A 26331-nucleotide genomic window follows, 5' to 3' on the forward strand; every position below is an offset into this window, starting at 1 on the left:
CCCGAGGGTTACCAGGCTGTTCACGACTCCGAGGACTGCAACTAAGTTCATAACGCCTCCGTGAAGATCCGAGATGCGGACGAACGTACCCGGTAGACACTAAGCGAATAACATGCCCGATTTGTTCGTTTGTTCGCTTTGTGTTCTCAGCGTTACCTAATGCCGCTTTGTGCTCTCAGCGTTATCTAAGGCGAAGACCTCAATCGACGGAAACGGTCTCGGCCCCGGGAGCCTTGTCGGCGGCACGGGTTTCGGCATGCTCGCGCATGTCCGTGATTTCACGTTCGAAATCCGCGGCAGAGCTGAAGGATTTGTACACCGATGCGAATCGTAGGTAGGCAACCTCGTCGAGATTTCGAAGCGGATCGAGAATCGCGAGGCCTACCTCGTTGCTGGGGATTTCGGCAGAACCCGAAGCACGCACGGCGTCTTCCACCTGCTGCGCCAGCAAATTCAGCGAATCGTTGTCCACTTGGCGACCCTGGCATGCGCGACGCACACCTTTGACAACCTTTTCCCGACTGAACGGCTCCGTCACGCCGCTACGCTTCACGACCGAAAGAACTGCCGTCTCGACCGTGGTGAATCGACGTCCACACTCGGGGCACGAACGGCGCCGCCTGATCGCCTGGCCCTCGTCGGCCTCGCGCGAATCGACCACTCGGGAATCAGGGTGCCGGCAGAACGGGCAATGCATCGGGGTTCCTTCGTTGTCGCCGAAATGGCCGCAACTCAGATTCGCTACCGACTGCAAATCCTCCGACGATTTACAGAGCAGATCCACGTACTCAACGCGACCACCCGAGGTGGTGGGACTGTCAACTGGACAGCTTACTCGCTGTGAACGGACTGCATTCACGCTCGGTGCGCCCCCGCCTGCTACGGGTACGGTCAGCGACCTGAGGCTGGCACGATCAACGTCTGCCCCACGGCCAGCCCGGAACTCGACATCGCGTTGAGATCCATGATCTGCTCGATAACGGAGCCGACAGCCTGGCCAGGCGCAACCTTGGCGGCGATATCGCTGAGGGATTCACCCGCAGCAACGCGAACCACATCGGTCTCTCCGTTTGTCGCAGCAACATCACCACTGGACAAAGCGCCGATCCCGACCAGCGCCAAAACGGCCATCGCGGTGAACACGGCGCCCAGGAACACTGTCTTCCAGCTGACGTCCTCTGCCTGCACTTCGTGTTCGACCCGCGAGACACCGACCCTGTTTCGGTGCGCGAAACTGCCTCCGTAGGGGCGTGACGAATCATGCTCGCCGTCCCACCGGCGAGGAGATTCACGCAGCGAACGCGAACCTGACGTTCCGCCTGCGACGGGGAAACGACGAACAACGGCCACCTGCGGTTCGTCTTCGACATACCTGGGCACGCCCCGCATTTCGGCCGTGCCGCGCCTTTCGAAAGACGCGTCTTCAGCATCGGGTCCGTAGAACGACGGGTGATACTTCAACGCCGACGTGCCGTCGAACCCGATCCCATCGTCGAAAACCCTGTTGCCTTTAACTGCTGCGTTACCCATCGTGACCTCCGCTGGTCGACACCGATCGATGTGTTCGATCATGCGTTCGATGGAACGCATGTTCGAATTTCTACCACGCTTGGCCGACAATGTCTCTTCTTCGAACGACACGAATCGAACAGATGTTTGAAAACGCGAGCAAATCCGGCTAGATTCGTGTCAGACCACACAGCGGGAATTGCGTAAAGCCTCCGTGTTTGTCGACAGCTCGAATGTTGGCAGGGGGCACCGACACGTTTCCGCGCGGTATGCACCACACGATTTACGCCAAACGCTTTTTCAGACATGCACTTTCTTCAGACACGCACTTTCTTCAGACACGCACTTTCTCTAGACACGGAGGCAACAGGCCATGAAGGACGATCGCTCCAGCAGTGCCGCGGAGGCAGGAGCTTCTGCAGTTCCGTCTCCGTCGAGCGAGACCCTCACCGAGCGTCAGCGGCGCGTTCTCGAAGTGATTCGCGATTCCGTGACCGAGCGCGGTTACCCGCCCAGCATTCGCGAGATCGGTGATGCAGTGGGGCTCACCTCCACCTCGTCGGTCGCACATCAACTGCGGACGTTGGAGCGCAAGGGCTTCCTTCGGCGTGATCCCAATCGCCCTCGCGCCGTCGATGTTCGGGGTCTCGACGAGGTTGCTGCCGATACCGCCATTGCGTCGGTGTCGAAGCATTCCGGCGAGTACAACAGCGCCGACCCGCTACCCGAGCCGGCGTTCGTCCCCATCCTGGGCCGCATCGCGGCCGGCGGACCGATCCTCGCCGAGGAAGCGGTGGAGGACGTGTTTCCACTCCCCCGCGAACTCGTCGGCCAGGGTTCGCTTTTCATGCTCAAGGTTGTCGGCGAGTCGATGATCGACGCAGCGATCTGCGATGGCGACTGGGTTGTCGTCCGCCAGCAGAACGTCGCGGAGAACGGTGACATCGTGGCCGCCATGATCGACGGTGAAGCCACCGTCAAGACCTTCAAGCGCACGAAGAAGGAGGTGTGGCTGATGCCGCACAACGAACTCTTCGAACCGATTCCCGGTAACAACGCGGTCATCCTGGGCAAGGTTGTCACCGTCATGCGGAAGATCTGAGTTCGCTCGCACCACACGAACACAAGACTGTGGGCCCCGGCTGATGCCGGAGCCCACAGTCTTTTCGTCGATCAGCGCTTCACAGAGGTCAGCGGTGCATCATCCGAATCAGAGATTCAGCGAACGTCCGATGATCTCCTTCATGATCTCGGTGGTGCCACCGTAGATGGTCTGCACACGAGAGTCCATGTACGCCTTGGCAACCGGGTATTCCTTCATGTAGCCGTAGCCTCCGTGCAACTGGAGGCAGCGGTCGATGAGCTTGACCTGAGCTTCGGTGGTCCACCACTTCGCCATCGCAGCTTCCTGCACGGTCAGCTTCTCCGCATTGAGCTGCTCGATGAACTTGTCCACCAGGATGCGCACTGCCGTGGTCTCCGTTGCCAATTCGGCCAGTACGAATCGGGTGTTCTGGAAGCTGCCGATCGACTTGCCGAATGCCTTGCGGTCGCGGCAGTACTGGATCGTGCTTTCAAGAACTGATTCCATCGCGGCGGCGGCAACGACGGCGATCGAGAGTCGTTCCTGGGGAAGGTTCTTCATCAAGTAGAAGAAGCCCATTCCCTCTTCGCCCAGCAGGTTGGCAGCGGGCACGCGTACGTCGGTGAAGCTGAGTTCGGCGGTGTCCTGAGCCTTCATGCCGATCTTGTCGAGGTTGCGTCCACGCTCGAAGCCCGGCATGTCCCGCTCGACGACGAGCAGGCTGAAGCCCTGCGCTCCCTTGTCCGGGTCGGTACAGGCGACGACGATGATGATGTCGGCGTTGATGCCGTTGGTGATGAAGGTCTTCGAGCCGTTGAGAACCCAGTGGTCCCCGTCGCGAACCGCTTTGGTCTTGATGCCCTGCAGGTCGCTACCGGTACCCGGTTCGGTCATCGCGATCGCGGAGATCAGCTCGCCCGACGCGAATCCGGGCAGCCAACGCTGCTTCTGCTCGTCATTGGTCAGCTCGAGGAGGTAGGGCGCCACCACGTCGTTGTGCAGTGTGAAGCCGATACCACTGAAGCCGCCCTTGGTGGTTTCCTCGGTGATGATCGCATTGTAGCGGAAGTCCTTGACGCCGCCGCCGCCGAATTCCTCGGGTACCGCGGTTCCCAGGAAGCCCTGCTTTCCGGCCTCGACCCAGACGCCACGATCGACGATGTTCTGTTCTTCCCACTTCTCGTGGTTGGGTGCCACGTGCTGTGCCAAGAACTTCTGGTACGACTCCCGGAAGAGTTCATGTTCCGGTTCGAACAGGGTGCGCTCCACGCCGACTCCTTGCAATTCGATAAACGGCACTTCAATGTTGTACCCGCTGGGGACGTACCCACTGGGGTGTATTCGCTGAGACTGGGCACGCCGAAGCGCGCGGGCCCACGTCACTGCCTCCGACGGTAGAACCTGTTGCGATACCCGTCGATGACCCGAACGATCACGATTCGTGACTGTAGCGGTTATCTGTTACTCGAAGTACGGAATTTAGCGAGATATCGCATGATCGGGTAGGCGACAAGGATGCCGATCGAGCCCCAGGCGATTCCGCCCAGCTCGACCGAACCGATGGTCAACGTCAAGTTCCCGATGCCGGCGACCAGCGCAGCCGCGGCGACCGTCAGGTTGACCGGATCGGTGAAGTCGACCTTCGCCTCCATCCAGATACGGACACCGAGAATGCCGATGAGGCCGTAGAGAACCATCGTCGCGCCGCCGATGACGCCGTTCGGAACCGTGAACACCAGCGCACCGAACTTGGGCGAGAACGCGAGGATCACCGCCGTGGCGGCGGCGACCCAGTACGCAGCGGTCGAGTACACCCGCGTCGCTGCCATGACTCCGATGTTCTCGGCATACGTGGTGGTTCCGGATCCGCCACCGGCACCTGCCAGGGTAGTGGCGAGGCCGTCTGCAAACAGTGCGTTGCCGGCCAGATCGTCGAGCGACTTCCCCGTCATGGCGGACACCGCCTTGACGTGCCCGACGTTTTCGGCAACCAGAACTATCACCACGGGCAGGGCGAGCACGATCACCGACCAGTCGAAGGACGGTCCGTGCAGACTCGGCAACCCGAACCAGTCCGCTTCACGCAGGGCCGACACTCGTTCACTGTCGAGACCACCGATGACAGCGGCGAAGACCCAGCCGATCACCACTCCGACCAGAATGCCCAACCGGCCCAGCAGACCGGGTCCCACGACGGTGACGAGCAGGATCGCGACGAGCGTCACTGTGGCGATCAGCGGCTGCGATTCGAAGGAGCCGGCCGCAGTCGGAGCGAGATTGAGGCCGATCAGCGCCACGACGGCGCCCGTCACCACCGGCGGCATCACGGCGTCGATGACCTGTCCGCCGATCAAACGTACGGCGACGCCGATCAGCATCAACACGATGCCGACGGCCATGACGGCACCGAGCTGAGCCGCCGGGCCCGATCCTGCCGACGCTGTCAGCGGGGCGATGAACGCGAAGGACGACCCGAGGTAACTGGGGATCCGGCCGCGGGTGATGAGCAGGAACAGCGCAGTGCCGATACCCGAGAACAACAGCGTCGTCGTGACGGGGAAGCCTGTGATGGTAGGTACGAGCAGTGTCGCTCCGAACATCGCGATGACGTGTTGCATCCCGATCCCGATGGTGCGCGGCCAACTCAGTCGTTCGTCCGGCGCCACGACCGCGCCGTCGGCGATCCGCTTGCCGTCTCCGTGGACGGTCCAGCCGATTCCGCCGGCCCCGGTCATTGTTTCTCGTTCGATCACAGGTCGAAATACTAGAGGTCAGGCGCTCGGTCGCCGACCTAGACCGAAGAAACCACGTCAGCTGAGTGCGTCAGCCGCCGCTTTACGCGCTGCCACCGGATCACCGGTTGCCAGCACCGCCGCCGCAGCCGCCTCACATTGCGCCATGGTGACGGACCCGACCTTCGCTCCGACTCCGGCAACCGACGCCGCAGCGCACGACAGCGAGGAAACGCCGAGACCGGCAAGTACGCAGGCCAACAGCGGATCGGCGGCCGCCTCACCGCAGACCCCGACGCGCTTACCTGCCGCCTGGCCGGCCTGGGCCGTACGTGCAACCAAGGCAAGTACCGCGGGCTGCCATGGATCGGTCAGGTCGGCGAGTTCGGAGGACATCCGATCAGCGGCCATCGTGTACTGAGCAAGGTCGTTGGTACCGATCGAGAGGAATTCGACGTGTTCGAGAATCTGGTCGGCCAGCAACGCCGCCGCCGGGATCTCCACCATCACACCGGGAACGAGATCGCGTGCCCGCACTGCATCGGCAAAGCGTTTCGCCTCGGCCGGAGTAGCGATCATCGGTGCCATGACCCACGGCGACGAGTTGGTCGACGCCGCCGCTGCGGCGATCGCGTCGAGCTGGCGGTCGAGAATCCCCATGTCCTGCCAGGCGATTCGGACCCCACGAACGCCGAGTGCCGGATTCGCTTCCTCTTGGTGGTTGGCGAATTTGAGCGGCTTGTCCGAACCCGCGTCCAACGTGCGAATGATGACCTTCTTTCCTGCGAAGGCCTCGAGAACCTCGGCATAGATCGCCGCCTGCTCGTCTACGGTCGGTTCGGTCTCACGGCCGAGGAAGCAGAGTTCGGTCCGGAAGAGCCCGATGCCGCCTGCAGCAGTCGACGCCGCGGCGCGAGCGCCCGCGCCGTCTTGAACATTGGCGAGAACGTCTACCGGTCGGCCGTCCGCCGTCTGGCCCGGTCCGGTCCAGGTGCTGACGCGTTCGCGATCGATCCGGGATTGCTCGACCAGTTCGCGCGCCCGCCCGGGATCCGGCTCCGCGATCACGTCGCCGGTTGTTCCGTCGATCAGAATCGGTATTCCTGCCGAGATCGATTCCAATTCCTTCGCGGCGACGATGCACGGGATGCCCAACTGCCGCGCGATAATTGCCGTGTGGCTGGTCGGGCCGCCGTAGATGGTCACGAGTCCGATGATCTTGGTTGCATCGAGGCCCGCGGTGTCTGCAGGAGCCAGATCGTCCGCGCACAGCACCGACGGTGTCTCCGGCATCGGAACTCCAGGTTCGGGCAATCCGGAGAGCTCGGCGATCACGCGGTCGCGGATGTCCTCGAGATCGGTGACGCGCTCGGCCATCAACCCGCCGACCTTGGTGAACAGCACCACGAACTGCTCCGTCGCCGCGATCGCAGCCTGCACCGGGGGCACTCCGTCGGCAATCGACTTCCTGGCCGCCCCGATCCAGCCACGATCAGCTGCCATCGCCGCGTTCGCCTGCAAGACCTCGGCGGCCGCGCCGGTAGCTTCGGCGGCCCGTCCGAGAAGGCGGTTCTCGACAGCCTTCGCCGCTGCGACGAAAGCGTCTGCGGCGGCCTCTCGATCGGCCTCGTCGAGTGCCGGCGCATCGGTGACGAGTTCTGGTCGGCTGGACGGCCAGATCGCCGGGCCGTAGGCGATTCCAGGCACCACGGGGGTGCCGTGCACGGTGATTCGGTTGAGCTGTTCGGTCATCTGTCCTCCTTGAGCGATGGGCCCGGTGTCACACCGGATCACCTCGAGCGCGTAAAGCCCGCACCTTCGTTGTGACGAAGATTACTCCCAAGTCTTGACATGTCAACACACTCGGGCGTAAAACAACATAAAGCAACATTCACTGTGATCCACAACGCACCGTCGGATCACACTTCGGAATCGGAGAGCACGTGTACGCGGAAGAACGCCAACAAGCGATCGGCACCATGGTGTCGCAGCGCGGACGCATGTCCGTGGCGGCTCTGTCGGAGACCTTCGGTGTGACCACCGAGACCGTGCGTCGCGATCTGGCCTTCCTCGAGCGGATCGGACAGATCAGGCGTGTACACGGCGGCGCCGTTCCGACCGGATCCCTCCATGTGACCGAACCGGGCATGGCGGAACGCGATCAGACCCGGGCGCAACAGAAGGACCGGATCGCCCGCTGCGCGGTCACCTATCTCCCTCCCACCGGCGGCAGCGTGATCTTCGACGCGGGCACGACCACAGGCCGCATGATCCCCGAACTACCGACCGAGAATGACTTCACAGCCATCACCAATTCCGTCCCGATCGGCGCACGACTGGCATCGATGAACTCGATTTCCCTGATCCTGCTCGGTGGACGAGTACGCGGGGTGACCCAAGCCGCGGTCGGCGAGGACGCCCTACGCCTGCTGAGCACGTTGCGGGTCGACGTCGCCTTCATCGGAACCAACGCGATCAGCGTCGGGCACGGACTCTCCACGCCAGACAGCGAGGAGGCCGCGGTCAAACGAGCGATGGTCAAAGCCGCCAATCACGTTGTCGTGGTAGCGGATTCCACCAAAGTTGGCCGTGAGCACTTGATCAGCTTCGCCCCACTCGACAGCATCGACGTCCTCATCACCGACGAAGAGATCAGTCCCACAGACACATCCGAGTTCCACGACCACGGAATCGAGGTGGTGATCGCATGATCGTCACACTGACAGCCAACCCGAGTATCGATCGGACCGTGCAGCTCGAGCAACGGCTCGAACGAGGTTCCGTCCTGCGCGCCCGCTCCACTCGCAGCGACCCAGGCGGCAAAGGGGTCAACGTTGCGCGTGTTCTCGCCGCAGCCGACCTCGACGTCCTTGCGGTCCTACCGGGGAACGGCAGCGACCCCTTACTCTCGGCGCTCGCCACCGGTGGGATTCCCCACATCGGCGTCGCCACAACGGGTCCGGCTCGCACCAACATCACCATCGCTGAACCAGACGGGACCACGACGAAGATCAACGAGCCCGGCGCAACACTGTCCGGTTCGACGCTCGACGCCTTGGCGCAGGAATTGATCGCCCGCGCCGATACCGCGCTGTGGTTCGCGCTCTCCGGATCGCTGCCCCCCGGCGTTCCCCTCGGGTGGTACGGCGAACTTGTCGCGGCGCTGCGCGATCACCCGTGCAAGGTAGCGGTCGACACCTCGGACGCCCCGCTGACCGCACTCGCCGAAGGCTTCCCCGACTCGGCACCCGACCTGCTCAAACCCAACGGCGAGGAACTCGCGCAACTGACCGGCGTCGACGGCCACGTCCTCGAACGTGCTGCAGAGAACGGTGATCCCGGGCCTGCAATCACGGCGGCACAGCGATTGGTCGATCGCGGCGTCGGCGGTGTGCTCGCGACGCTCGGCGCTGCCGGTGCGGTCCTCGTCACGGCCGACGGCGCGTGGATCGCCACCGCTCCCCCGATTGTCGCAGTCAGTACCGTCGGCGCAGGCGATTCGTCGCTGGCCGGCTACATCCTCGCCGAAGCAGGAGGCAGCTCGGAATCCGAGCGACTACGACACGCGGTCGCCTACGGAAGCGCCGCTGCCTCCCTTCCCGGCACAACCCTTCCCACGCCCGAACAGATCGATCTCGCAGCGGTTTCGGTATCTGCAGCAGATGCCTCCTCGCCCATCCCCGTCCCCACCGAACTCGCCTGACGCCCTAAGGAACCTGACATGTCCGATACCACCGCAGCCGGCAGTTCCGGCCCGGAGATCATCAGTCCCGAACTGATCTCACTCGACACCGACTTGGGTACAACCAAGGAAGATGTCATTCGTTCTCTCGCAGCGCGATTGACTGCTGCGGGTCGGGCGAGCGACGCAGCGGGACTGGTCGATGCAGCACTCGCTCGCGAAGCGCAGTCCGCGACCGGGCTGCCCGGCGGAATCGCGATTCCCCACTGCCGCGCCGAGGCCGTCTCGTCCGCCTCCCTTGGGTTTGCTCGACTCGATCCGAAAGTCGACTTCGGTGCACCCGACGGCCCCGCCGATCTCGTGTTCCTGATCGCGGCACCCGAAGGCGCCGGATCCGAGCACATGAAGTTGCTCTCCTCCTTGGCCCGAGCACTCGTCAGGCCCGCGTTCGTCACCTCACTTCGTGAAGCGTCGACGCCGGACGAGATCGTGCGCTTGGTCGACGAGGTCCTCAATCCCGCACCGAAGGATCCCGCACCGAAGGCCGCGGCAGTGACACCCCCGGCACCTGTTTCCACCGGGAAACACGCCACCGATGAGACCCCGGCACCAGCGCCCGCGGAGCGTCACATCGTCGCGGTCACCGCCTGCCCGACCGGAATCGCGCACACCTACATGGCTGCGGACTCACTCGTCGCCGCGGGTGAGCGAGCCGGCGTCAAGGTTCACGTCGAAACGCAGGGCTCTAGCGGAAGCACCCCGCTGGCTCCGTCGGTCATCGCCGGAGCCGCCGCGGTCATCTTCGCCACCGACGTCGGAGTGAAGGGCCGCGAACGATTCGCCGGTAAGCCCGTCGTCGCTTCCGGCGTGAAGCGCGCAATCAACGAGCCGGACAAGATGCTCGCAGAAGCGTTGCGCGCCTCCGAGAATCCCGCCGCCGCCACCGTTGACGGCACCGCCGCCGCGGCCACGGATTCCGATGCCGGTTCCGTAGGATTCGGCACCCACCTTCGTCAGGTCCTCCTGACCGGCGTCAGCTACATGATCCCGTTCGTCGCGGCCGGCGGTCTGCTGATCGCACTCGGCTTCCTGCTCGGTGGATACGAGATCTCCGGTCCTGCCAAGGACATCGTTCTCAACAACTCGATCACCAACCTTCCCGACGGTGGTCTGGCCACCTATCTCGGCGCAGTGCTGTTCCAGATCGGTTCGTTGGCGTTCAGCTTCCTGGTGCCCGCTTTGGCCGGCTACATCGCCTTCGCCATCGCAGACCGGCCTGGCATCGCTCCCGGCTTCACCGCCGGCGCGGTCGCCGTGTTCGTCGGTGCCGGTTTCATCGGCGGCCTGGTCGGCGGTCTCATCGCCGGTGTCGTCGCGCTCTACATCGGCCGGATCGCCGTCCCGCAGTGGCTGCGAGGACTGATGCCGGTGGTGATCATCCCGCTGTTCGCCACACTGGTCGTCGGAGCACTGATGTTCATCGTCCTCGGCCGTCCGCTCGCAGCGATCACCTCCGGTCTCACCGACTGGCTCAACGGACTGTCCGGCAGCTCGGCCATCTTCCTCGGCATCATTCTCGGCCTCATGATGTGCTTCGACCTCGGCGGACCGGTCAACAAGGCGGCTTACGCCTTCGCGGTAGCAGGACTCAACGTCAACGACCCGGCCACCTTGCGCATCATGGCGGCAGTCATGGCCGCCGGTATGGTTCCGCCGCTCGCCATGGCACTTGCCTCGACGGTCCTGCGTCCCAAGCTCTTCAGCGAAGCCGAACGCGAGAACGGAAAGGCTGCCTGGTTGCTCGGTTCGGCATTCATCTCCGAGGGCGCCATTCCGTTCGCCGCTGCCGACCCGCTCCGCGTGATCCCCTCGATGATGGCGGGCGGCGCCGTCACCGGCGCACTGATCATGGCTTTCGACGTCACTCTCAGCGCCCCACACGGCGGGATCTTCGTCTTCTTCGCAGTCGGCGGCATCGGCTGGTTCCTCGTCTCGCTCGCCGCGGGAACCGTGGTAGCTGCGCTCGCTGTCGTCGGAGCCAAGGAGTTCTTCCGCAAGGGGCCCTCCGATGCCGAACTCGACCCCGAAATCGTGCCCGCTGCGGCATGATCGACAGCAGGCAACACTGCAGTCACCATCGAAGTCACCAGATCTGCCCGACCACCCCAAAACGTCCGCAACGACAGCTCTACAACGAGGAGATTCCATGCCCAGCAAGACAGTTGCCGTCGGTTCCGCAGTCGGCCTCCACGCCCGTCCCGCCGCCCTCATCGCCGAAGCAGTCGGAGCCTCCGGCGCCACGGTCACCCTCGCAGTTGCCGACGGCGAACCCGTGGATGCAGGTTCGGCACTGATGATCATGACGCTCGGAGCCGCCAAGGACACCGAGGTCACGATCGAATCCGACGACGCCGACGCGCTCGCCAAGGTCGCCGAATTGGTAGCCGCTGATCTGGACGCTTGACCCGATTTCCGCCGGTGCTGTGTACCGGGCCGGACGCTCTCATCGAGTCAGTGCGAGTGTCCGGCCCAGCCAGTCCATTTCGAGTTCCAGCGCAGTGCCCCACACATCACCCGAGTGCCCACCGGGAAGGGTGTAGTAGTCCACGTTCATGTCGGCGGCACGCGCAGCCTCGAACATGATCTCCTGCTGCGGGCGGTAGATGTCGTCGTCCTCACCCGCGACGAACACACCCGACAGCTGCGGATACCGATTCTGCGCCATCAGGTCGCGGGCATTGACCGCGTCGAACGCGTCTTCGTCGCCATTGAACATCGCAGCCACGGTGTCCTCGTGATCACCGGTCGACGGTTCGTCCTGGCCGGAGAAGTCCAGGAACGACGGGTATCGGTCGGGGAAGTTCACGGCCATCTCGATCGCACAGGTTCCACCGTAGGAAAACCCGCCGATGGCCCATTGAGCTGCGTCCGGATTCACTTGAAGGTTCGATTCGATCCAGTTCGGGACGTCCTGGTCCAGATAGGTCGCGACGTTGCCGAGCGCAGAATCCATGCAGCCGGGGTTGGCGTCGTAGTCCCCCAATGCATCGGGGACGACCACCACGGGAGCAAGCCCGGAATGCCTCGACGCATAGGCGTCGACGGTGCTCGCGAGCCGGCCACTGTCCAGCCAGTCGCTGGGGCTCCCGGGCTCACCCGCCACCAACACCAGGACGGGCAACTCGGCACGCGGATCGGCAAGATAGGCCGGCGGGAGATACAGCGTCGCAGGCCTCGCGTCGAATCCCGAAATGTCTCCCGGAATCACCGCTTCCGTCACGACACCGTTGCTCGGCATCCGCACCGGAACCTGCCAATGAGTTTCGGTGGGTAGTCCCCGTTGCACCCAAGGTTCGGCCCCGGGGAGCGAATCGAAGGCAACATTCTCGACTGAGCCGACCGGCCAGTGCCCGACCAGTGAGCCGAGTGTGGGATAGGTGCCGGTCTGGGCATTGACCTGACCCACTGCGACGATCGCTGCCAGCCCGGCGAATGCCGTCAGCGAAAGGCCACGCGCAAGCCCTGGGCGCCGAAGGAGAACGAGCGCGGCGCCGACGACTCCGAATATCGCAAGCGCTATCCACACAAAACTCGACGCCGGTAACTGCGCGGGCAACGGCCGAAAGCTGAGCCACACGAACATCGCGCCGATGGCGGATCCAACCACTGACAGACCCAGCGCGAATAGCACCGCCCGACGCGACAACCAACGAAGCAGAAGCAGCGTGCCCACGCCGACGATGACGGAACCCACGAGCAGCGCTGCGGTGATGTGTCCGTGCTCGAGTGACATACGCGAGAGCCGCGTCAGGAGTTGATGCCCGTGCATTCGTTCCAGTATCCACATCTACCGGCGGTCTGCGAATTCGTGGAATATTTGGGAATCAGCGGCGTCGTCGAGATCTCGCGAACGCCACGGCGCCGAGCGCACATCCTGCCGCGACCAGTCCAGCCCACACGAATGTCCACGGATCGACCCCGACGCCGACCGAATCGCCAGACGAGTCAGCCGTCGCTTCCGTCGCGTCCACGAGCGCGCGCATCACGTGCACCGGCGGCAACGCTCCACCGGCAGATTCCGATCCGATCAGAACATCGCCCGCGTTGTTGAATGCCACCGCCTCACCCTGAGGCTCCGCCGGGAGCGGGATCCGCAGGGGTTCGGTACCGGTGAGCGTCGCGCCGATTCCGCCGTCCACGACCTGGTACAGGTACAGATCGGAGTAACTTCGAAGTGCGATCGCCGAACCGTCCGATGAGACCGCTCCCCCGGTGAACATCACCGACACAGGCCTCTCCGGTCCGAGGGACACGGCTCCGACGTGCTCGAGCGGTGTCGGGCCAGGCTGCGCCAAGTCACTCAATTTCTGATCCCCGACCGGTGTGTAGACACTGCTTTCGCCGAACAATTCCTTGGTCACGACAAAGACATGGCCGTCGGGGTCGAGCAGAATCGACTCGGTGTCGTGTGCACCGTCCGGGTACGTCAGGCGGTGCAACGTACCGGCGCCTGAATCGAGGTCCATCGTGATGAACGCCACTGTTTCGCGGGTTCGGAGGTTGTCGCCGGTGTCCGACAGAACGAGCGTCCGATCACTGACCGCAAGATCTTCGACGTCGTAGGGGTCGATCGGGACCGGAATCTGTTTCTGGACAACACAGTTCAGATCCATCTCGAACACGTAGTCGTCACTGCCGCTGTCGCCCATCGCGTAGATCCGATCGTCGACGACGACCATCCCCGACAACTCCTGGAGCGCAGGATCAGTAGGTGTACAGAGTGGAGCGAACTCGCTCGGTTCGAACGACGAGGCCTGTGCAAGTGCTCCGGGAAGCAGCACAGTCGCAGTGGTCACGGCAAGCGCCGAGACCACTGCGCCGAAACTACGCACTAGGCGCGAACTCCACCAAAGCCGAGGCCAACATCTGCGGCACGCGTGCGTGCACCCGCGTTCCCGCCTCTTCGTGAGTCGATTCCAAAATCGTTCCGTCCGAGTGGATTCGAGCCATCAGATCACCGCGCGTATACGGCACCAGCACGTCGACCTCGACCTCCGGCCGAACCAGCACCTCGCTGAGATGTGCTCGCAGTTCGGCGATTCCCTCGCCGGTCCGCGCCGAGACGAACACAGCACCCGGCAGCAGACCACGTAGTTGTGTCAAGGTAACCGGATCTGCCGCGTCGATCTTGTTGACCACGATCAACTCCGGCGGAGCCTTCGAATCCGTCTCGCGCAGAACATCGGTCACCACTTCCCGTACAGCCTTGATCTGCTCGGTCGGCAACGGATCCGAACCGTCGACGACGTGGAGCAGCAGATCCGCGTCGGTCACTTCCTCGAGAGTCGAGCGGAATGCCTCGACCAACTGGGTCGGAAGGTGCCGCACGAAACCGACCGTATCGGTGAGTACGTACTCGCGGCCGTCGTCGAGCGCAGCGCGTCGGGTTGTCGGGTCCAACGTGGCGAACAACGCGTTCTCCACGAGCACACCGGATCCGGTGAGCGAGTTGAGCAGACTCGACTTGCCCGCATTCGTGTATCCGACGATGGCGATCGACGGGATGTCGCTCTGCAGTCGACGTGTGCGCTTGGTGTCGCGAGCAGCCTTCATGCCCTTGATCTCGCGGCGCAGTTTTGCCATGCGCTCACGGATACGGCGACGGTCCGTCTCGATCTTGGTTTCACCCGGACCACGAAGACCCACGCCGCCGTTGCTTCCTGCGCGGCCACCGGCCTGGCGAGACATCGACTCGCCCCAACCACGCAGACGCGGGAGCATGTACTCCATCTGAGCAAACGCGACCTGAGCCTTGCCTTCACGCGAGGTGGCGTGTTGGGCAAAGATGTCGAGAATCAAAGCCGTACGGTCGATGACCTTGACCTTGACGATCTTCTCCAGCGCCGTGAGCTGCGCCGGCGTCAGTTCACCGTCGCAGACGACGGTGTCGGCACCGGTCGCCAACACGACTTCGCGCAATTCCTGCGCCTTGCCGGAACCGATGTATGTGGCAGCGTCGGGTTTGTCGCGCCTCTGGACCAGTCCTTCGAGGACCTCGGAGCCGGCCGTCTCGGCAAGTGCGGCCAACTCGGTCATGCTCGCCTGAGCCTGCTCGGCGGTTCCCTGCGTCCAGACGCCGACCAGGACAACTCTTTCGAGTCGAAGCTGGCGGTACTCGACTTCGGTGACGTCCTCGAGCTCGGTAGACAGACCGGCCACGCGCCGCAGGGCGCCGCGATCTGCGAGTTGCATCTCACCGGTCGACGGGTTGTCCGATGCGGACGCTGCCGTGTATTCGGCCTGCGCGTACTCGGACTGCTCGTGAGCGGTGGACTCTTCGTTTTCATGTGTGTTCGTCATACAAGATCCATGGTCCCACGAAACCCGGGCACGATGCATCCGTATTTCCTGCAGGCGTATTTCACGCGGGCGTTATCACACAAGCGATTTCCACCAGGCGTCGCTGATCGTTCCGCTCGCCACCAGAACCGAGGGCCCTCGCAAGGACCCTTCTCCGCTTTCGACGGTGACTTGCACTTCTCCGCCGAGAACGCGCACCAGGACCGAACCCTCCTCGCGGCCGTCGTACTTCAGCGCCGCAGCCGCAGCTGCGACCGTCCCGGTTCCGCAGGAACGAGTCTCGCCCACACCGCGCTCGTGAACGCGCATGTGGACCCCACCGTCGTGGATCGGTGTCACGATCTCGATGTTGACCCCGTGTGGGAAGAACCCGGGGTCGAAGCCCGGAGAGACAGTTAAATCGAGTGCACTCAAAACCTCTGCAGTCACATGCTCGTCGACACACGCCAAATGCGGATTGCCGACGTCGATGCCGACACCGGAGAAGACGCGGCCGTCAATTGTTGCCGAACTGGTGCCGAGGTCCTTGATCGGGCCCATCGCCACGGTCACGTCGCCGCGTGTGGCGTCGTAGCTGTGCACCACAACCGGACGCGCTCCCGCGCGGCTGCCGACCACGAACTCGTCTTTGCTCTCCAGGCCGGAGGCCTTGAGATAGTGCGCAAACACACGAACGCCGTTTCCGCACATCTCCGCGGTGGATCCGTCGCCGTTGCGGTAGTCCATGAACCAGTCTTCGGCAGCGACGCCGTCCGGGAGCGCGGTGAGCACGCCCGCGTCCGCGAGTGCGCCTGCCCGTGCAACACGGAGGATGCCGTCGGCGCCGAGACCACGCTGACGATCACACAACGCTGAAACTCGCGCCGGTTCGAGATCGATCCGAACGTCGAGGTCAGGGAGAACAACGAAGTCGTTCTGCGTGCCGTGGCCCTTACTGAAGTCCATGGTCGCCATCCTATCCGGACGTACCGACCGTCCTACGCGCGTAACGCGGTGACCACCGTTCTGTTCGTACGTGAATCCGGACGGCAGTAAGGGTCAGGCACCACCTCGCCCCCGACAGGTCACGATGTCGGCACGCGCATCCAGGTCTGATCGCCACTGTGTTCACAAAAAGATCGGCACCCGCCGACTGCGAGAAGAGCGACAAGCAGAAGAAGCACTGGTAGCCAACCCGCGCCACGACGTGTCGGCTACCAGCATGTCCCGATCTTCCCGTTGATCGTCGCCCTCCACGTCGTCGACCGTGTTACAGACCGCGATCTGCGAGGGCCGCGAAGGCGGAGTTGACTAGCTCCGGATCGCCACCGTCGAGCCACTGCACGCGGGTGTCACGACGGAACCACGATCGTTGGCGGCGAACGTAGCGCCGCGTCCCGATGAACGTCCGTTCGAGCGCTTCGGCCAGATCATAATCACCGTCGAAATATGCGAGCACCTGCGCGTAGCCGATCGCTCGCGGCGCTGTGACGCCCTCACGCAATCCTTGCTCGACAAGTGCGGAAACCTCATCGACAAGTCCGCCCGAGAACATCAGCTCCGTTCGCAAGCGAATCCGGGCGTCGAGTTCTTCGGTGTCACGATCCACACCGAGAATGCGGGTTCCCCAACGAGGGTCACCGATCTGAGGCGCCGAGGCCGCGAAGGGCTGACCTGTCAGTTCGACGACTTCGAGCGCCCGAACCATCCGCCGACCGTCCGTCGGCAGTATCGAGGCCGCCGCGACCGGATCGGCAGCAACGAGCGCCGCGTGCACTGCATCGACCCCACCCTCGGCCAGCACCGCTTCCCACTTTGCACGAACGTCGGGATCCGTTGCCGGAAAGGACCATTCGTCGAGCAAAGACTGGACGTACATCATGGAGCCGCCGACGATCACCGGAACCTTGCCTGCCGCGATCAGGTTCTCGGCGATCGCGATCGCGTCGGTTTGATAACGCGCGACGGTGGCGGTCTCTGTCACGTCGAGAACGTCGAGCAGGTGATGGGGAATCCCACGGCGCTCGGCGAGCGTCAGTTTCGCCGTCCCGATATCCATGCCGCGATAGAGCTGCATCGCGTCGATGTTGATGATCTCGCCGCCGAATTCCTCGGCCAACGCCAATGCGAGATCGGACTTTCCCGACGCCGTCGGACCAACAACTGCAATCGGGCGAAGTCTTTCAGGAACGTTCACGGCCGCCACGTCCCGACGTGGTAGCCGACGCCGAACGGCGCACCGCTGTAGTCGACCGTCGAACGAGGACGAGCTGATCGGGGCGAGTCAGTGAAGACACCGGCCAGGACCTGCCATGCCGCACGCCCCTGAACTCCCACACTCCGGCAAAGCTGCGGATCGAGAGCAAGAAGTGCCTCCGGGTCACCGGCAGCCAGGGCATCGTCGATGATCGATTGCACGCCCGCAGCGCGCTCGTCGAAGCTTCCCGGCGCCTTTGCCGTCAATGTGGATGCACCGTCAGCCACGATCAGAAGTCCCTGCGGTCGGTTGTCGCTGTCGAGTTGCTTGCGGAGTTGATGCCCGAATTCGCGGCACTCACTCGCAGACGCCTCCGGGCTGACAGCGTGCATGTCGACGGTGATCTCCACACCCGCACGGGCACGCAGCCAGCCGGCAACGAGGGCGCAGAGTTCGAGGGATGGCACCGGTTCGCCTGCAGCATCCGCGTCCAGAGACGTCCGGACATCGGCGCCGAATCCCGCGAAAGTCCCGATCCGCTCACGTCCGACGCCAGTTCGCCAGAGTTCTTCAGCTGCATTCTCGGAGTCGACACCGACGCCTACCCATTGAACTGCCTCGTAAGACAGCTGGCGCACGGCGGCCGATGCCGCAGCGCGCACCTGGGCGGCCTCGGCCGAATCACCGGACAATTCCGGCACGAGCAACGGCGCCGAGGGGACGAGAACAGCGGAAGTCAACACAGTTGCCACGCTAGTCGACCCCGAGGTGGCGACCTCACGCCCTTCTACCTGATTCAATAGTCGGAGAACGTGAGTACCGGGTTCAATGGAACCAGGAATGCGATCAGGCAGCCGTGACGCGCGGCAGAGACGAGGACCGATGACCGAGAACAGTGAACCCACCACCGGCGCCGACAGCAGTTCGGCCAGCCCGAGCCCGGCTGCTCCCAAACCCGGAGCACCCAAACCTGGTGGACCACGCCCCGGTGCGCCCCGCCCCGGAGCACCTCGCCCCGGTCCAGCGGCCTCGCATGCCGTCACCGCTGCACCAACCAGCGACCCGAGCAAGTTCGGCCGCGTCGAGGACGACGGCACCGCCTGGGTTAAGACCGCCGACGGTGAACGTCAGATCGGTTCGTGGCAGGCCGGCGACGCCACCGAGGGCCTCGCCCATTTCGGTCGTCGCTACGACGACCTCGCGACCGAGGTCTCGCTACTCGAGGCGCGACTGACGTCGGGCGCCGGAGACGCAAAGAAAACCAAGGCTGCCGCTATCGCTCTGTCCGAATCCCTCTCGACCGCCGCCGTGATCGGTGACCTCGACGCTTTGGCCCGCCGGCTCGACGTGATCATCGCCGGATCCGACGAGGCCGCGGCGCACGCGAAGGAAGAGAAGGAACAGTCTCGCGCGGCGAGCACCGCCCGCAAGGAGGCCCTCGCAGTCGAGGCCGAACAGATCGGTTCGGAGTCGACCCAGTGGAAGACCGCGGGTGATCGACTGCGCGAGATTCTCGACGAGTGGAAGACGATTCGCGGAATCGACCGCAAGGTCGACGACGCACTGTGGAAGCGGTACTCGAAGGCTCGTGAATCCTTCAACCGACGACGTGGAGCCCACTTCGCGGAACTCGATCGCGATCGTGCGAGCGCCCGTTCGACGAAGGAAGAACTGGTCGAGCGCGCCGAGAAGCTGTCGACCTCCACCGAATGGGGACAGACCGCTGGAGAATTCCGCGATCTGCTCAGCGAGTGGAAAGCTGCCGGCCGCGCGCCGCGCGAGGCCGACGACAACCTGTGGAAGCGATTCAAGGGCGCTCAGGACGTGTTCTTCGCCGCCCGCAACGCTGCTGCATCCGAGCGCGACGCCGAATTCGAGCAGAACGCAGTCGCGAAGGAAGAGTTGCTCGCTGCGAACGCGAACATCGATCCGGCACACGGACTCGAGAACGCTCGCGCAGCGCTTCGCGACCTGCAGGAAAAGTGGGACGCGATCGGCAAGGTTCCGCGCGATCGAATGCAGGAACTCGAAGCGAAGCTCCGGGCCATCGAAACCAAGGTGCGCGACGCCGTCGACGCCGAGTGGCGGCGTACCGATCCGGAAGCGCTGGCCCGCGTCGCGCAGTTCAAGGAGCGGGTGAGCCAGTTCGAGGAGCAGGCTGCTAAGGCTCAGGCTGCCGGAAAGACGAAGGACGCCGAGAAGGCTCTCGCTCAGGCAAAGCAGTGGCGCGAGTGGGCCGAAGCAGCCGAGAGCGCTGTCAACGAGTAGTCGACAACAAACGAGTTCATCGACAACAACGCCGGCTGACTCCGAAAGGGGTCAGCCGGCGTTGTTGTGCGCTTTGGGTGGGCGGTCCGCCGGTTCGGCAGGGCTACGCTGTGTCAGCCGACGTTCCATTCCTGATGCTTTTCGGCTTCAGCCGCAGCGATCCGGCGTTGTTCCTCGGCAGCGAGCTGAATGTTGGTTCGTGTCCAGACCACCTTGAGCCAGTGGAATGTCAAGAACACCACGGCAAACCATCCGATGATCAGCCCGATCGACGGTCCCGCCACGTTGAAACCGGCAGGAATGGTCTGACGGGACCAGACAGCCATCATTCCGAGGGCGCTCGCCACGGCACTGCCGGCTAGTGCGACCCAGGCCAGACTCCAACGCCGCGTGACCAGCGCGAGCATCGAGAATCCGATGCCGAAGACGACGACGAACCACACGAACAAGCGTGAGAACAGTGCAATCCGTTCGGTTTCCGCGTCTTGGTTGTACGCGAGCACATCCCAACCGTTCGCCACTCCGGCGTGGGGCAGTGCAAGGGTGCCGACCAGCACGAGCACCGCAACCGCGACAACCATGGCGCGCGCACCCGGATCGATTTCTCCCGCGACCTTGCGTTCCGCGTCGTCGAGATCCTTGCGGTAGCCCTCGAAGGCGTCGTCGCCCGGCTGTGGTGTCTTGTTCTCGTGTTGCGAGGTCATGCGTTGCATCCCATCTGGACGGGTTGTGGGGCCGGGGCACCGATCTTCGGTAGACCGAGACCTACGCCGATGGGCGGGGTCTTGGGTGTGATGCCCTTTTCGAACGAATCACCGGCGCGCGTCCGACGGTGCGTGAGCACCCCGTCATCGGCCACGAGGTGATGGGGGGCTCCGTGGGTGACGACGACCGTCACCACGTCGCCGGGTCGGATTGCGCCGTCGAGGTTTCCCTCAGGTCGGAAATGAACCAGTCTGCCGTCGCGCGCACGACCGCTGCGTCGCTGCGTCGCTGCGTTCTTGCGGCCCTCCCCGGCTGCCACCAGCAGTTCCACCTCGGTGCCGACGAGTTTGCGATTCTCCTCGATGTTCACTTCTTCCTGAACCGCGAGCAATCGCATATAGCGTTCCTGGACAACCTCTTTGGGTAGTTGATCGGCCATTTCGGCCGCCGGCGTACCCGGGCGCTTGGAGTACTGGAAGGTGTAGGCATTGGAGAATCGCGCCTTGCGCACGACGTCCAGAGTCTCCTCGAAATCCTCTTCCGTCTCCCCCGGGAACCCGACGATGATGTCCGTGGTGATGGCGGCGTGCGGCATTGCGGCGCGCACCTTCTCGATGATCCCGAGGTACTTCGACTTGCGGTACGAGCGCTTCATCGCCTTGAGAACCTTGTCCGAGCCGGACTGCAGCGGCATGTGCAGTTGCGGGCAGACGTTAGGAGTGGTTGCCATCGCTTCGATGACGTCGTCGGTGAATTCCGCCGGGTGCGGGGATGTGAATCGCACACGTTCGAGACCGTCGATGTGTCCGCACGCCTTCAAGAGGGAGGCGAAGGCGCCGCGATCGCGCGGTTGCTCCGGATCGGCGAACGACACGCCGTAGGCGTTGACGTTCTGCCCGAGCAGGGTCACTTCGGAGACGCCCTCGTCGACGAGCGCCTGAACCTCGGCCAGAATGTCTCCGGGACGACGGTCCACTTCCTTGCCGCGCAGGGCCGGAACGATGCAGAACGTGCACGTGTTGTTGCAGCCTACCGAGATGGAAACCCAACCCGCGTAGGCAGATTCACGCTTTGCCGGAAGTGTCGACGGAAAGGCCTCGAGTGCGTCGAGGATTTCGACTTCGGCACGTTGATTATGACGCGCACGATCGAGCAGCGCGGGAAGCGAGCCGATGTTGTGGGTGCCGAAGACAACATCGACGAACGGCGCCTTCTTGACGACGGTGTCACGATCCTTCTGAGCCAGGCATCCACCGACGGCGATCTGCATGTCGGGGTTCGCCTCCTTGTTCGGGGCGAGCTGGCTGAGGTTGCCGTACAACTTGTTGTCCGCGTTCTCACGCACTGCACACGTATTGAAGACGACAAGGTCAGGATCGGTTCCGGTCTCAGCCTTCGAATACCCGGCGTCCTCGAGCAGACCGGACAGTCGCTCGGAATCGTGGACGTTCATCTGACAGCCGTACGTCCGCACCTCGTAGGTGCGAACAGGCGTCGCAGTCGGCTCCGGAACTGCAGTCGGCTCCGGAAGTGCAGGGGACATTTCGTCGATCAGTGACACGCTTCAGCCTAGCTCACGTCCACTACGACGTGTAATAACGCCCTGATAAACAGCCGAAACGCGACATAACCGTCGTCACAGTAAAATTTCCATTACATATGGCAAGAACCATGGCGAAATCACGGGCGTCGACGCAAACTACGCCTAAGGTTCTCGTTTATGACCCAAGCCGACGATGCGACGACGCCGACCACCTCCGGCGATTCCACATCCATGATTTCGATGACCTCGGTGAACAAACACTTCGGGGAACTTCACGTCCTGCAAGAGGTCAATCTCGAGGTACCCAAGGGCCAAGTGGTGATCGTCCTGGGTCCGTCGGGCTCCGGTAAGTCGACTCTGTGCCGCACCATCAATCGCCTCGAACCCATCGACTCGGGCACCATCGCCGTCGACGGCAAGACGCTCCCCGAGGAGGGCAAAGCACTTGCCGCACTTCGTGCCGACGTCGGGATGGTCTTTCAGTCCTTCAACTTGTTCGCACACAAGACGATCCTCGAGAACGTCATGCTCGCACCGATGAAGGTCCGCAAGGCGAAGAAGGACGACGCCAAGAAGACGGCGCAGGCGTTGCTCGAACGCGTCGGTATCGCCAATCAGGCTGACAAGTACCCGGCACAGCTTTCCGGTGGCCAGCAGCAGCGTGTCGCGATCGCTCGCGCTCTTGCGATGCAGCCCAAGGTGATGCTTTTCGACGAGCCCACCTCCGCTCTCGACCCCGAGATGGTCAACGAGGTCCTCGACGTCATGACCTCCCTCGCCAAGGAAGGCATGACCATGCTCGTGGTCACGCACGAGATGGGCTTCGCGCGTAAGGCCGGCGATCGTGTGCTGTTCATGGCTGACGGTCAGGTCGTCGAAGACACCACGCCCGAAGAGTTCTTCACCCATCCCAAGTCGGATCGGGCCAAGGACTTCCTCGGCAAGATCCTCACTCACTGATCACAGTCCCCCTCCGACACAGTCCCCCCTCCGACACAGTCCTGCTCTCGTCCACAAGACAACTGGCTCGACTGCACTTTTCATCTCGACTGCACCGTTTGCATGTCGACAACCGAGAGGATCTTCATGAAGATCAATCGTTCCGTCCGTTTCGGAATCGGAATCATGGCTATCGCGTTCGCTGCCACCGCCTGTGGTGGCGGCGAGGAGAACAAGTCGATCACCGAGAGCGCTTCCGACGGCACCCTCACCGTCGGCATCAAGTTCGATCAGCCCGGCCTCGGTCAGCGTAATCCGGACGGCACCTTCTCCGGTTTCGACGTCGAGGTAGCCCGGTACATCGCCAACGAACTCGGCGTGAAGCCCGAAGGCATCACGTTCAAGGAATCACCTTCTGCCCAGCGCGAGACGTTGATCCAGAACGGCGAGGTCGACTACATCGTCGCCACCTACTCGATCACCGACACACGCAAGGAGAAGGTCAGCTTCGGCGGCCCGTACTTCATCGCGGGCCAGTCGCTGCTCGTTCGCTCCGACAACACCGACATCACCGGCCCCGACTCGCTCACCGGTGGCAAGAAGCTCTGCTCGGTGTCGGGTTCGACTCCGGCGCAGAACATCCAGGACAACTACGCCAAGGACGTCCAGCTCCAGCCGCTCGACACCTACTCCGCTTGCGTCGAGGCCCTGCGTAACGGCGCTGTCGACGCTGTCACCACCGACGACATCATTCTCGCCGGCTACGCTGCCCAGTACCCGGGCGAGCTGAAGGTCGTCGGAGAACCGTTCACGACCGAAAAGTACGGCGTCGGCCTGGCCAAGGACGATTCCGAGGGTCGCGGCAAGATCAACGACGCCATCGAGAAGATGATCTCCACCGGCGCATGGGAAGAAGCCTTCAACAACACCGTTGGCGCTTCGGGCTACCCCATCCCAGCACCGCCCACCGTTGATCGTTACTGACCTGCTTTTTCACCGTCAATCTCGCTGCGGCTCCCCACTTCGGGAGCCGCAGCGCGTGACGCCACCAACGGAGATCCCGTGATCTGGGGAGACGGCAAGTGAACCTTCTGAGCAAGTACGGCGACCAGATTCTGGAAGCCTTCTGGACCACGATCCAGCTGACGTTCTTCTCCGCGATCGGCGCCGTCATCATCGGTGTCCTGATTGCGGCCATGCGCGTGTCACCGGTCCCGGTCGCCCGATTCCTGGGTACCGCGTACGTGACCGTGTTCCGAAACACCCCCCTGACACTGATTCTGCTGTTCTGCCTGTTCGGTCTGTCGCAGACGCTCGGAGTCAACCTCGCCAAGTCGGACTCACCGACGTTCTTGACAGACAACAACTTCCGACTCGCCGTACTCGGCCTCAGTGTCTACACCGCCGCGTTCGTGTGTGAGTCACTTCGATCGGGAATCAATACCGTTTCGGTCGGCCAGGCCGAAGCGGGCCGATCACTCGGTCTGTCGTTTGCACAAAATCTTCGGCTGATCGTCCTACCTCAGGCTTTTCGCGCGGTCACGGCACCGCTGGGTAGCGTGCTGATCGCACTGACCAAGAACTCGACCATCGCCGCGGTGATCGGCGTTTCCGAAGCGTCAGCGCTGATGAAGAAGATGATCGAGAACGAAGCCGCGATCTTCGTCGTCGGTGGAATCTTCGCTGTCGGTTTCGTGATCCTGACACTTCCCATGGGCTTGATCTTCGGCAAGCTGAGCAAGCGATTCGAGGTTTCACGATGAGCAACCGCGCAACAGTTCTCTACGACGCGCCCGGTCCGAGAGCGCGAAATCTCTACCGATTCGCGTCCCTTGTCGTCGCCGCACTCATGGTGGCAATCGGGTACGTCATCTACCGCGCGCTCGACGAAAAGGGCCAGCTGACAGCAGCGAAGTGGGATCCGTTCCTCGAATCCACCTCGTGGACAACGTATCTGATACCCGGTATCCGAGGCACGTTGGTCGCGGCTGCGATGTCCATCGTCTTCGCGCTCATCCTCGGTTCTGCGCTGGGTATCGGTCGGCTCTCCGAGCACAACATCATTCGGAAGATTTGCGGCGTCATCGTCGAATTGTTCCGCGCGGTGCCGGTGCTGATTCTGATGATTTTCTCGTATCAGGTGTTTGCCGAATACGAAGTCTTCAAGTCGAAGTACCTCGCACTCGCCGCAGTCGTGGTGGGCTTGACGCTGTACAACGGTTCTGTGATCGCCGAGATCGTCCGCGCCGGAATCAACTCGCTCCCCCGTGGGCAAAGTGAGGCCGCCAAGGCACTTGGCATGCGCAAGACGCAGATCATGGTGACAATCCTGCTCCCCCAGGCCGTTACCGCCATGCTCCCGGCACTGATCTCGCAGATGGTCGTGGCGCTGAAGGACTCGGCCCTCGGTTACCTGATCGGGTATGTCGAGTTGGTGCGTCAGGCGCAACAGCTCGGCACCTTCTACGGAAACTTCTTGCCGGCGCTCATCGTGGTCGCAGCGATCATGATCGCACTCAACTCCGCTTTGACCTTCCTGGCAACCAAGGTGGAGAAGCGCCTGCGTTCGGGAAAGCGAAAGGGCAAGGGCCCCATCGCGGCGCCGTCCGCCGACCCAGCCGTTTCGGTTCCGGGCATGGACTTGACCAAGCCGTGAGCTGATCGACCCGATGTTCCACTGACACGAGGAGCGGGGTGTGTCACCGAGTTCGGTGACACACCCCGCTCCTGGTATTTATTGCCTACGGTATTTGTTGCCTACGATTCAGCAGCAGCCATCTCGGCTTTGACCACCTCGTACGACATCCCCGCTGAATATCCCTTACGTGCGAGCATCGACACCAGTCGGCGCGTGACCTTGTCACGATCATCGACGGGCTTGTTCTTCAGCTTCCGCCGGACCAGCTCCGCTGCTCGCTCGCGCTCGTCTTCCGGATCGATCTGTGAGAGCGCTTCGGAAGCCACATCCTGGTCGATGCCTTTGAGCCGCAATTCGACTGCCAGGGCGCGCTTTCCCTTGCCCGAGTACGTGTGCCGCGAATGAACCCACTGGTTCGCGAAGTCTGCGTCGTCGATCAAACCAATTTCCTGGAGCCGATCGAGAACGCTCGTGATGATCTCGGGTTCGAAACCGCGCCCGCTCAGCTTTGTTTCCAGTTCGGAACGACTGCGCGCCCGGTCGGTCAGGAGGCGTAGGCAAGCATCTTTGGCCTGCGCCTCCGTCCCACCTTCCGCGCGTTGCGACGGCTTCTCGGATCGTTGACGGGATCGACGCCGAGGCGCGCCGTACTCTTCACGAGCATTCTCCCCGTTGTCACCATCGTCGAAGCTCAT

General features: G+C 63.1%; 24 protein-coding genes. 10 read left to right on the forward strand and 14 right to left on the reverse strand.

Annotated elements, in window-relative coordinates:
- Nucleotides 1-199 precede the first annotated feature (199 nt).
- On the reverse strand, nucleotides 200-697 hold the full coding sequence (gene nrdR / locus ACSW29_RS22910; protein WP_283303956.1) for a transcriptional regulator NrdR: 498 nt from the start codon (nucleotides 695-697) through the stop codon (nucleotides 200-202).
- A gap of 194 nt (nucleotides 698-891) precedes the next feature.
- Nucleotides 892-1590: a LysM peptidoglycan-binding domain-containing protein gene (locus tag ACSW29_RS22915; protein ID WP_448278372.1), complete on the reverse strand. Its 699-nt coding sequence runs from the start codon at nucleotides 1588-1590 to the stop codon at nucleotides 892-894.
- A gap of 292 nt (nucleotides 1591-1882) precedes the next feature.
- Here ACSW29_RS22915 and lexA point away from each other — a divergent pair, with 292 nt between their 5' ends.
- Complete coding sequence (gene lexA / locus ACSW29_RS22920; RefSeq protein WP_230817157.1) at nucleotides 1883-2611, forward strand: transcriptional repressor LexA; 729 nt, start codon at nucleotides 1883-1885, stop codon at nucleotides 2609-2611.
- Nucleotides 2612-2719: 108 nt separating this feature from the next.
- Here lexA and ACSW29_RS22925 read toward each other — a convergent pair whose 3' ends face one another.
- The 3 genes from ACSW29_RS22925 to ACSW29_RS22935 all read right to left on the reverse strand — a co-directional run bounded on the left by ACSW29_RS22925 (nucleotide 2720) and on the right by ACSW29_RS22935 (nucleotide 7077).
- Nucleotides 2720-3862 (reverse strand): acyl-CoA dehydrogenase family protein, encoded by a 1143-nt coding sequence (locus tag ACSW29_RS22925; RefSeq protein ID WP_317828568.1) that lies wholly within the window; start codon nucleotides 3860-3862, stop codon nucleotides 2720-2722.
- 185 nt (nucleotides 3863-4047) lie between these two features.
- The gene (locus tag ACSW29_RS22930) at nucleotides 4048-5328 is read right to left on the reverse strand and encodes a uracil-xanthine permease family protein (protein WP_448278373.1); all 1281 of its coding nucleotides are present in this window, start codon (nucleotides 5326-5328) and stop codon (nucleotides 4048-4050) included.
- Between the two features lie 75 nt (nucleotides 5329-5403).
- Nucleotides 5404-7077 (reverse strand): putative PEP-binding protein, encoded by a 1674-nt coding sequence (locus tag ACSW29_RS22935; RefSeq protein ID WP_448278374.1) that lies wholly within the window; start codon nucleotides 7075-7077, stop codon nucleotides 5404-5406.
- A 191-nt stretch (nucleotides 7078-7268) separates the two neighbouring features.
- Here ACSW29_RS22935 and ACSW29_RS22940 point away from each other — a divergent pair, with 191 nt between their 5' ends.
- The 4 genes from ACSW29_RS22940 to ACSW29_RS22955 all read left to right on the forward strand — a co-directional run bounded on the left by ACSW29_RS22940 (nucleotide 7269) and on the right by ACSW29_RS22955 (nucleotide 11471).
- A complete protein-coding gene (locus tag ACSW29_RS22940) occupies nucleotides 7269-8036 on the forward strand; it encodes a DeoR/GlpR family DNA-binding transcription regulator (protein ID WP_317828570.1) in 768 nt (255 codons plus the stop codon).
- A complete protein-coding gene (locus ACSW29_RS22945; protein ID WP_448278375.1) occupies nucleotides 8033-9028 on the forward strand; it encodes a 1-phosphofructokinase family hexose kinase in 996 nt (331 codons plus the stop codon). The genes ACSW29_RS22940 and ACSW29_RS22945 overlap by 4 nt, the downstream gene beginning before the upstream one ends.
- 18 nt (nucleotides 9029-9046) lie before the next feature.
- Nucleotides 9047-11116 carry a PTS fructose transporter subunit IIABC gene (locus ACSW29_RS22950; protein ID WP_448278376.1) on the forward strand — a complete coding sequence of 690 codons (2070 nt, stop codon included), beginning with the start codon at nucleotides 9047-9049 and terminating at the stop codon, nucleotides 11114-11116.
- Nucleotides 11117-11213: 97 nt separating this feature from the next.
- Nucleotides 11214-11471 carry an HPr family phosphocarrier protein gene (locus tag ACSW29_RS22955; protein ID WP_003942144.1) on the forward strand — a complete coding sequence of 86 codons (258 nt, stop codon included), beginning with the start codon at nucleotides 11214-11216 and terminating at the stop codon, nucleotides 11469-11471.
- A gap of 39 nt (nucleotides 11472-11510) precedes the next feature.
- Here the strand turns inward: ACSW29_RS22955 and ACSW29_RS22960 are convergent, their stop codons facing one another.
- The 6 genes from ACSW29_RS22960 to ACSW29_RS22985 form a co-directional block, all read right to left on the reverse strand.
- Nucleotides 11511-12836: an alpha/beta hydrolase-fold protein gene (locus ACSW29_RS22960; protein WP_448278377.1), complete on the reverse strand. Its 1326-nt coding sequence runs from the start codon at nucleotides 12834-12836 to the stop codon at nucleotides 11511-11513.
- Nucleotides 12837-12891: 55 nt separating this feature from the next.
- Nucleotides 12892-13899 (reverse strand): hypothetical protein, encoded by a 1008-nt coding sequence (locus ACSW29_RS22965; RefSeq protein ID WP_448278378.1) that lies wholly within the window; start codon nucleotides 13897-13899, stop codon nucleotides 12892-12894.
- Nucleotides 13892-15367: a GTPase HflX gene (gene hflX, locus ACSW29_RS22970; RefSeq protein ID WP_230817149.1), complete on the reverse strand. Its 1476-nt coding sequence runs from the start codon at nucleotides 15365-15367 to the stop codon at nucleotides 13892-13894. Before hflX ends, ACSW29_RS22965 begins: the two co-directional genes overlap by 8 nt.
- A 75-nt stretch (nucleotides 15368-15442) precedes the next feature.
- The gene (gene dapF, locus ACSW29_RS22975) at nucleotides 15443-16312 is read right to left on the reverse strand and encodes a diaminopimelate epimerase (RefSeq protein WP_317828575.1); all 870 of its coding nucleotides are present in this window, start codon (nucleotides 16310-16312) and stop codon (nucleotides 15443-15445) included.
- Nucleotides 16313-16616: 304 nt separating this feature from the next.
- Complete coding sequence (gene miaA, locus ACSW29_RS22980) at nucleotides 16617-17552, reverse strand: tRNA (adenosine(37)-N6)-dimethylallyltransferase MiaA (RefSeq protein ID WP_317828576.1); 936 nt, start codon at nucleotides 17550-17552, stop codon at nucleotides 16617-16619.
- Nucleotides 17540-18286 carry a class III extradiol dioxygenase subunit B-like domain-containing protein gene (locus tag ACSW29_RS22985; protein WP_448278379.1) on the reverse strand — a complete coding sequence of 249 codons (747 nt, stop codon included), beginning with the start codon at nucleotides 18284-18286 and terminating at the stop codon, nucleotides 17540-17542. The genes miaA and ACSW29_RS22985 overlap by 13 nt, the downstream gene beginning before the upstream one ends.
- Nucleotides 18287-18425: 139 nt before the next feature.
- On the opposite strand from ACSW29_RS22985, the gene ACSW29_RS22990 reads away from it, so the two are divergent.
- Nucleotides 18426-19811, forward strand: a complete 1386-nt coding sequence (locus ACSW29_RS22990; RefSeq protein ID WP_230817145.1) for a DUF349 domain-containing protein — start codon at nucleotides 18426-18428, stop codon at nucleotides 19809-19811.
- 113 nt (nucleotides 19812-19924) lie between these two features.
- Here the strand turns inward: ACSW29_RS22990 and ACSW29_RS22995 are convergent, their stop codons facing one another.
- Together ACSW29_RS22995 and miaB are read right to left on the reverse strand one after the other, a co-directional pair.
- Complete coding sequence (locus ACSW29_RS22995) at nucleotides 19925-20515, reverse strand: Rv2732c family membrane protein (RefSeq protein ID WP_230817144.1); 591 nt, start codon at nucleotides 20513-20515, stop codon at nucleotides 19925-19927.
- Nucleotides 20512-22059: a tRNA (N6-isopentenyl adenosine(37)-C2)-methylthiotransferase MiaB gene (gene miaB / locus ACSW29_RS23000; protein WP_448278549.1), complete on the reverse strand. Its 1548-nt coding sequence runs from the start codon at nucleotides 22057-22059 to the stop codon at nucleotides 20512-20514. Before miaB ends, ACSW29_RS22995 begins: the two co-directional genes overlap by 4 nt.
- A gap of 231 nt (nucleotides 22060-22290) precedes the next feature.
- Here miaB and gluA point away from each other — a divergent pair, with 231 nt between their 5' ends.
- From gluA to ACSW29_RS23020, 4 genes are all read left to right on the forward strand, one after another.
- A complete protein-coding gene (gene gluA, locus ACSW29_RS23005; protein WP_283303996.1) occupies nucleotides 22291-23019 on the forward strand; it encodes a glutamate ABC transporter ATP-binding protein GluA in 729 nt (242 codons plus the stop codon).
- Between the two features lie 126 nt (nucleotides 23020-23145).
- Nucleotides 23146-23982: a glutamate ABC transporter substrate-binding protein gene (locus tag ACSW29_RS23010; protein WP_020907523.1), complete on the forward strand. Its 837-nt coding sequence runs from the start codon at nucleotides 23146-23148 to the stop codon at nucleotides 23980-23982.
- Nucleotides 23983-24080: 98 nt separating this feature from the next.
- Nucleotides 24081-24761 carry an amino acid ABC transporter permease gene (locus ACSW29_RS23015; RefSeq protein WP_230817143.1) on the forward strand — a complete coding sequence of 227 codons (681 nt, stop codon included), beginning with the start codon at nucleotides 24081-24083 and terminating at the stop codon, nucleotides 24759-24761.
- Complete coding sequence (locus tag ACSW29_RS23020) at nucleotides 24758-25654, forward strand: amino acid ABC transporter permease (protein WP_448278380.1); 897 nt, start codon at nucleotides 24758-24760, stop codon at nucleotides 25652-25654. Before ACSW29_RS23015 ends, ACSW29_RS23020 begins: the two co-directional genes overlap by 4 nt.
- A 101-nt stretch (nucleotides 25655-25755) precedes the next feature.
- Here ACSW29_RS23020 and recX read toward each other — a convergent pair whose 3' ends face one another.
- The gene (recX, locus tag ACSW29_RS23025; protein ID WP_230817141.1) at nucleotides 25756-26331 is read right to left on the reverse strand and encodes a recombination regulator RecX; all 576 of its coding nucleotides are present in this window, start codon (nucleotides 26329-26331) and stop codon (nucleotides 25756-25758) included.

It is taken from the genome of Rhodococcus sp. GB-02 (genome assembly GCF_053470465.1).

What these genes read in the sequence shown, in the direction of transcription:
- nrdR (WP_283303956.1), bottom strand. Translation starts at nt 697, where the DNA reads ATGCATTGCCCGTTCTGCCGGCACCCTGATTCCCGAGTGGTCGATTCG.
- ACSW29_RS22915 (WP_448278372.1), bottom strand. Translation starts at nt 1,590, where the DNA reads ATGCGTTCCATCGAACGCATGATCGAACACATCGATCGGTGTCGACCA.
- lexA (WP_230817157.1), top strand. Translation starts at nt 1,883, where the DNA reads ATGAAGGACGATCGCTCCAGCAGTGCCGCGGAGGCAGGAGCTTCTGCA.
- ACSW29_RS22930 (WP_448278373.1), bottom strand. Translation starts at nt 5,328, where the DNA reads ATGACCGGGGCCGGCGGAATCGGCTGGACCGTCCACGGAGACGGCAAG.
- ACSW29_RS22935 (WP_448278374.1), bottom strand. Translation starts at nt 7,077, where the DNA reads ATGACCGAACAGCTCAACCGAATCACCGTGCACGGCACCCCCGTGGTG.
- ACSW29_RS22945 (WP_448278375.1), top strand. Translation starts at nt 8,033, where the DNA reads ATGATCGTCACACTGACAGCCAACCCGAGTATCGATCGGACCGTGCAG.
- ACSW29_RS22950 (WP_448278376.1), top strand. Translation starts at nt 9,047, where the DNA reads ATGTCCGATACCACCGCAGCCGGCAGTTCCGGCCCGGAGATCATCAGT.
- ACSW29_RS22955 (WP_003942144.1), top strand. Translation starts at nt 11,214, where the DNA reads ATGCCCAGCAAGACAGTTGCCGTCGGTTCCGCAGTCGGCCTCCACGCC.
- ACSW29_RS22960 (WP_448278377.1), bottom strand. Translation starts at nt 12,836, where the DNA reads ATGCACGGGCATCAACTCCTGACGCGGCTCTCGCGTATGTCACTCGAG.
- hflX (WP_230817149.1), bottom strand. Translation starts at nt 15,367, where the DNA reads ATGACGAACACACATGAAAACGAAGAGTCCACCGCTCACGAGCAGTCC.
- dapF (WP_317828575.1), bottom strand. Translation starts at nt 16,312, where the DNA reads ATGGACTTCAGTAAGGGCCACGGCACGCAGAACGACTTCGTTGTTCTC.
- ACSW29_RS22990 (WP_230817145.1), top strand. Translation starts at nt 18,426, where the DNA reads ATGACCGAGAACAGTGAACCCACCACCGGCGCCGACAGCAGTTCGGCC.
- ACSW29_RS22995 (WP_230817144.1), bottom strand. Translation starts at nt 20,515, where the DNA reads ATGACCTCGCAACACGAGAACAAGACACCACAGCCGGGCGACGACGCC.
- miaB (WP_448278549.1), bottom strand. Translation starts at nt 22,059, where the DNA reads ATGTCCCCTGCACTTCCGGAGCCGACTGCAGTTCCGGAGCCGACTGCG.
- gluA (WP_283303996.1), top strand. Translation starts at nt 22,291, where the DNA reads ATGATTTCGATGACCTCGGTGAACAAACACTTCGGGGAACTTCACGTC.
- ACSW29_RS23010 (WP_020907523.1), top strand. Translation starts at nt 23,146, where the DNA reads ATGAAGATCAATCGTTCCGTCCGTTTCGGAATCGGAATCATGGCTATC.
- ACSW29_RS23020 (WP_448278380.1), top strand. Translation starts at nt 24,758, where the DNA reads ATGAGCAACCGCGCAACAGTTCTCTACGACGCGCCCGGTCCGAGAGCG.
- recX (WP_230817141.1), bottom strand. Translation starts at nt 26,331, where the DNA reads ATGAGCTTCGACGATGGTGACAACGGGGAGAATGCTCGTGAAGAGTAC.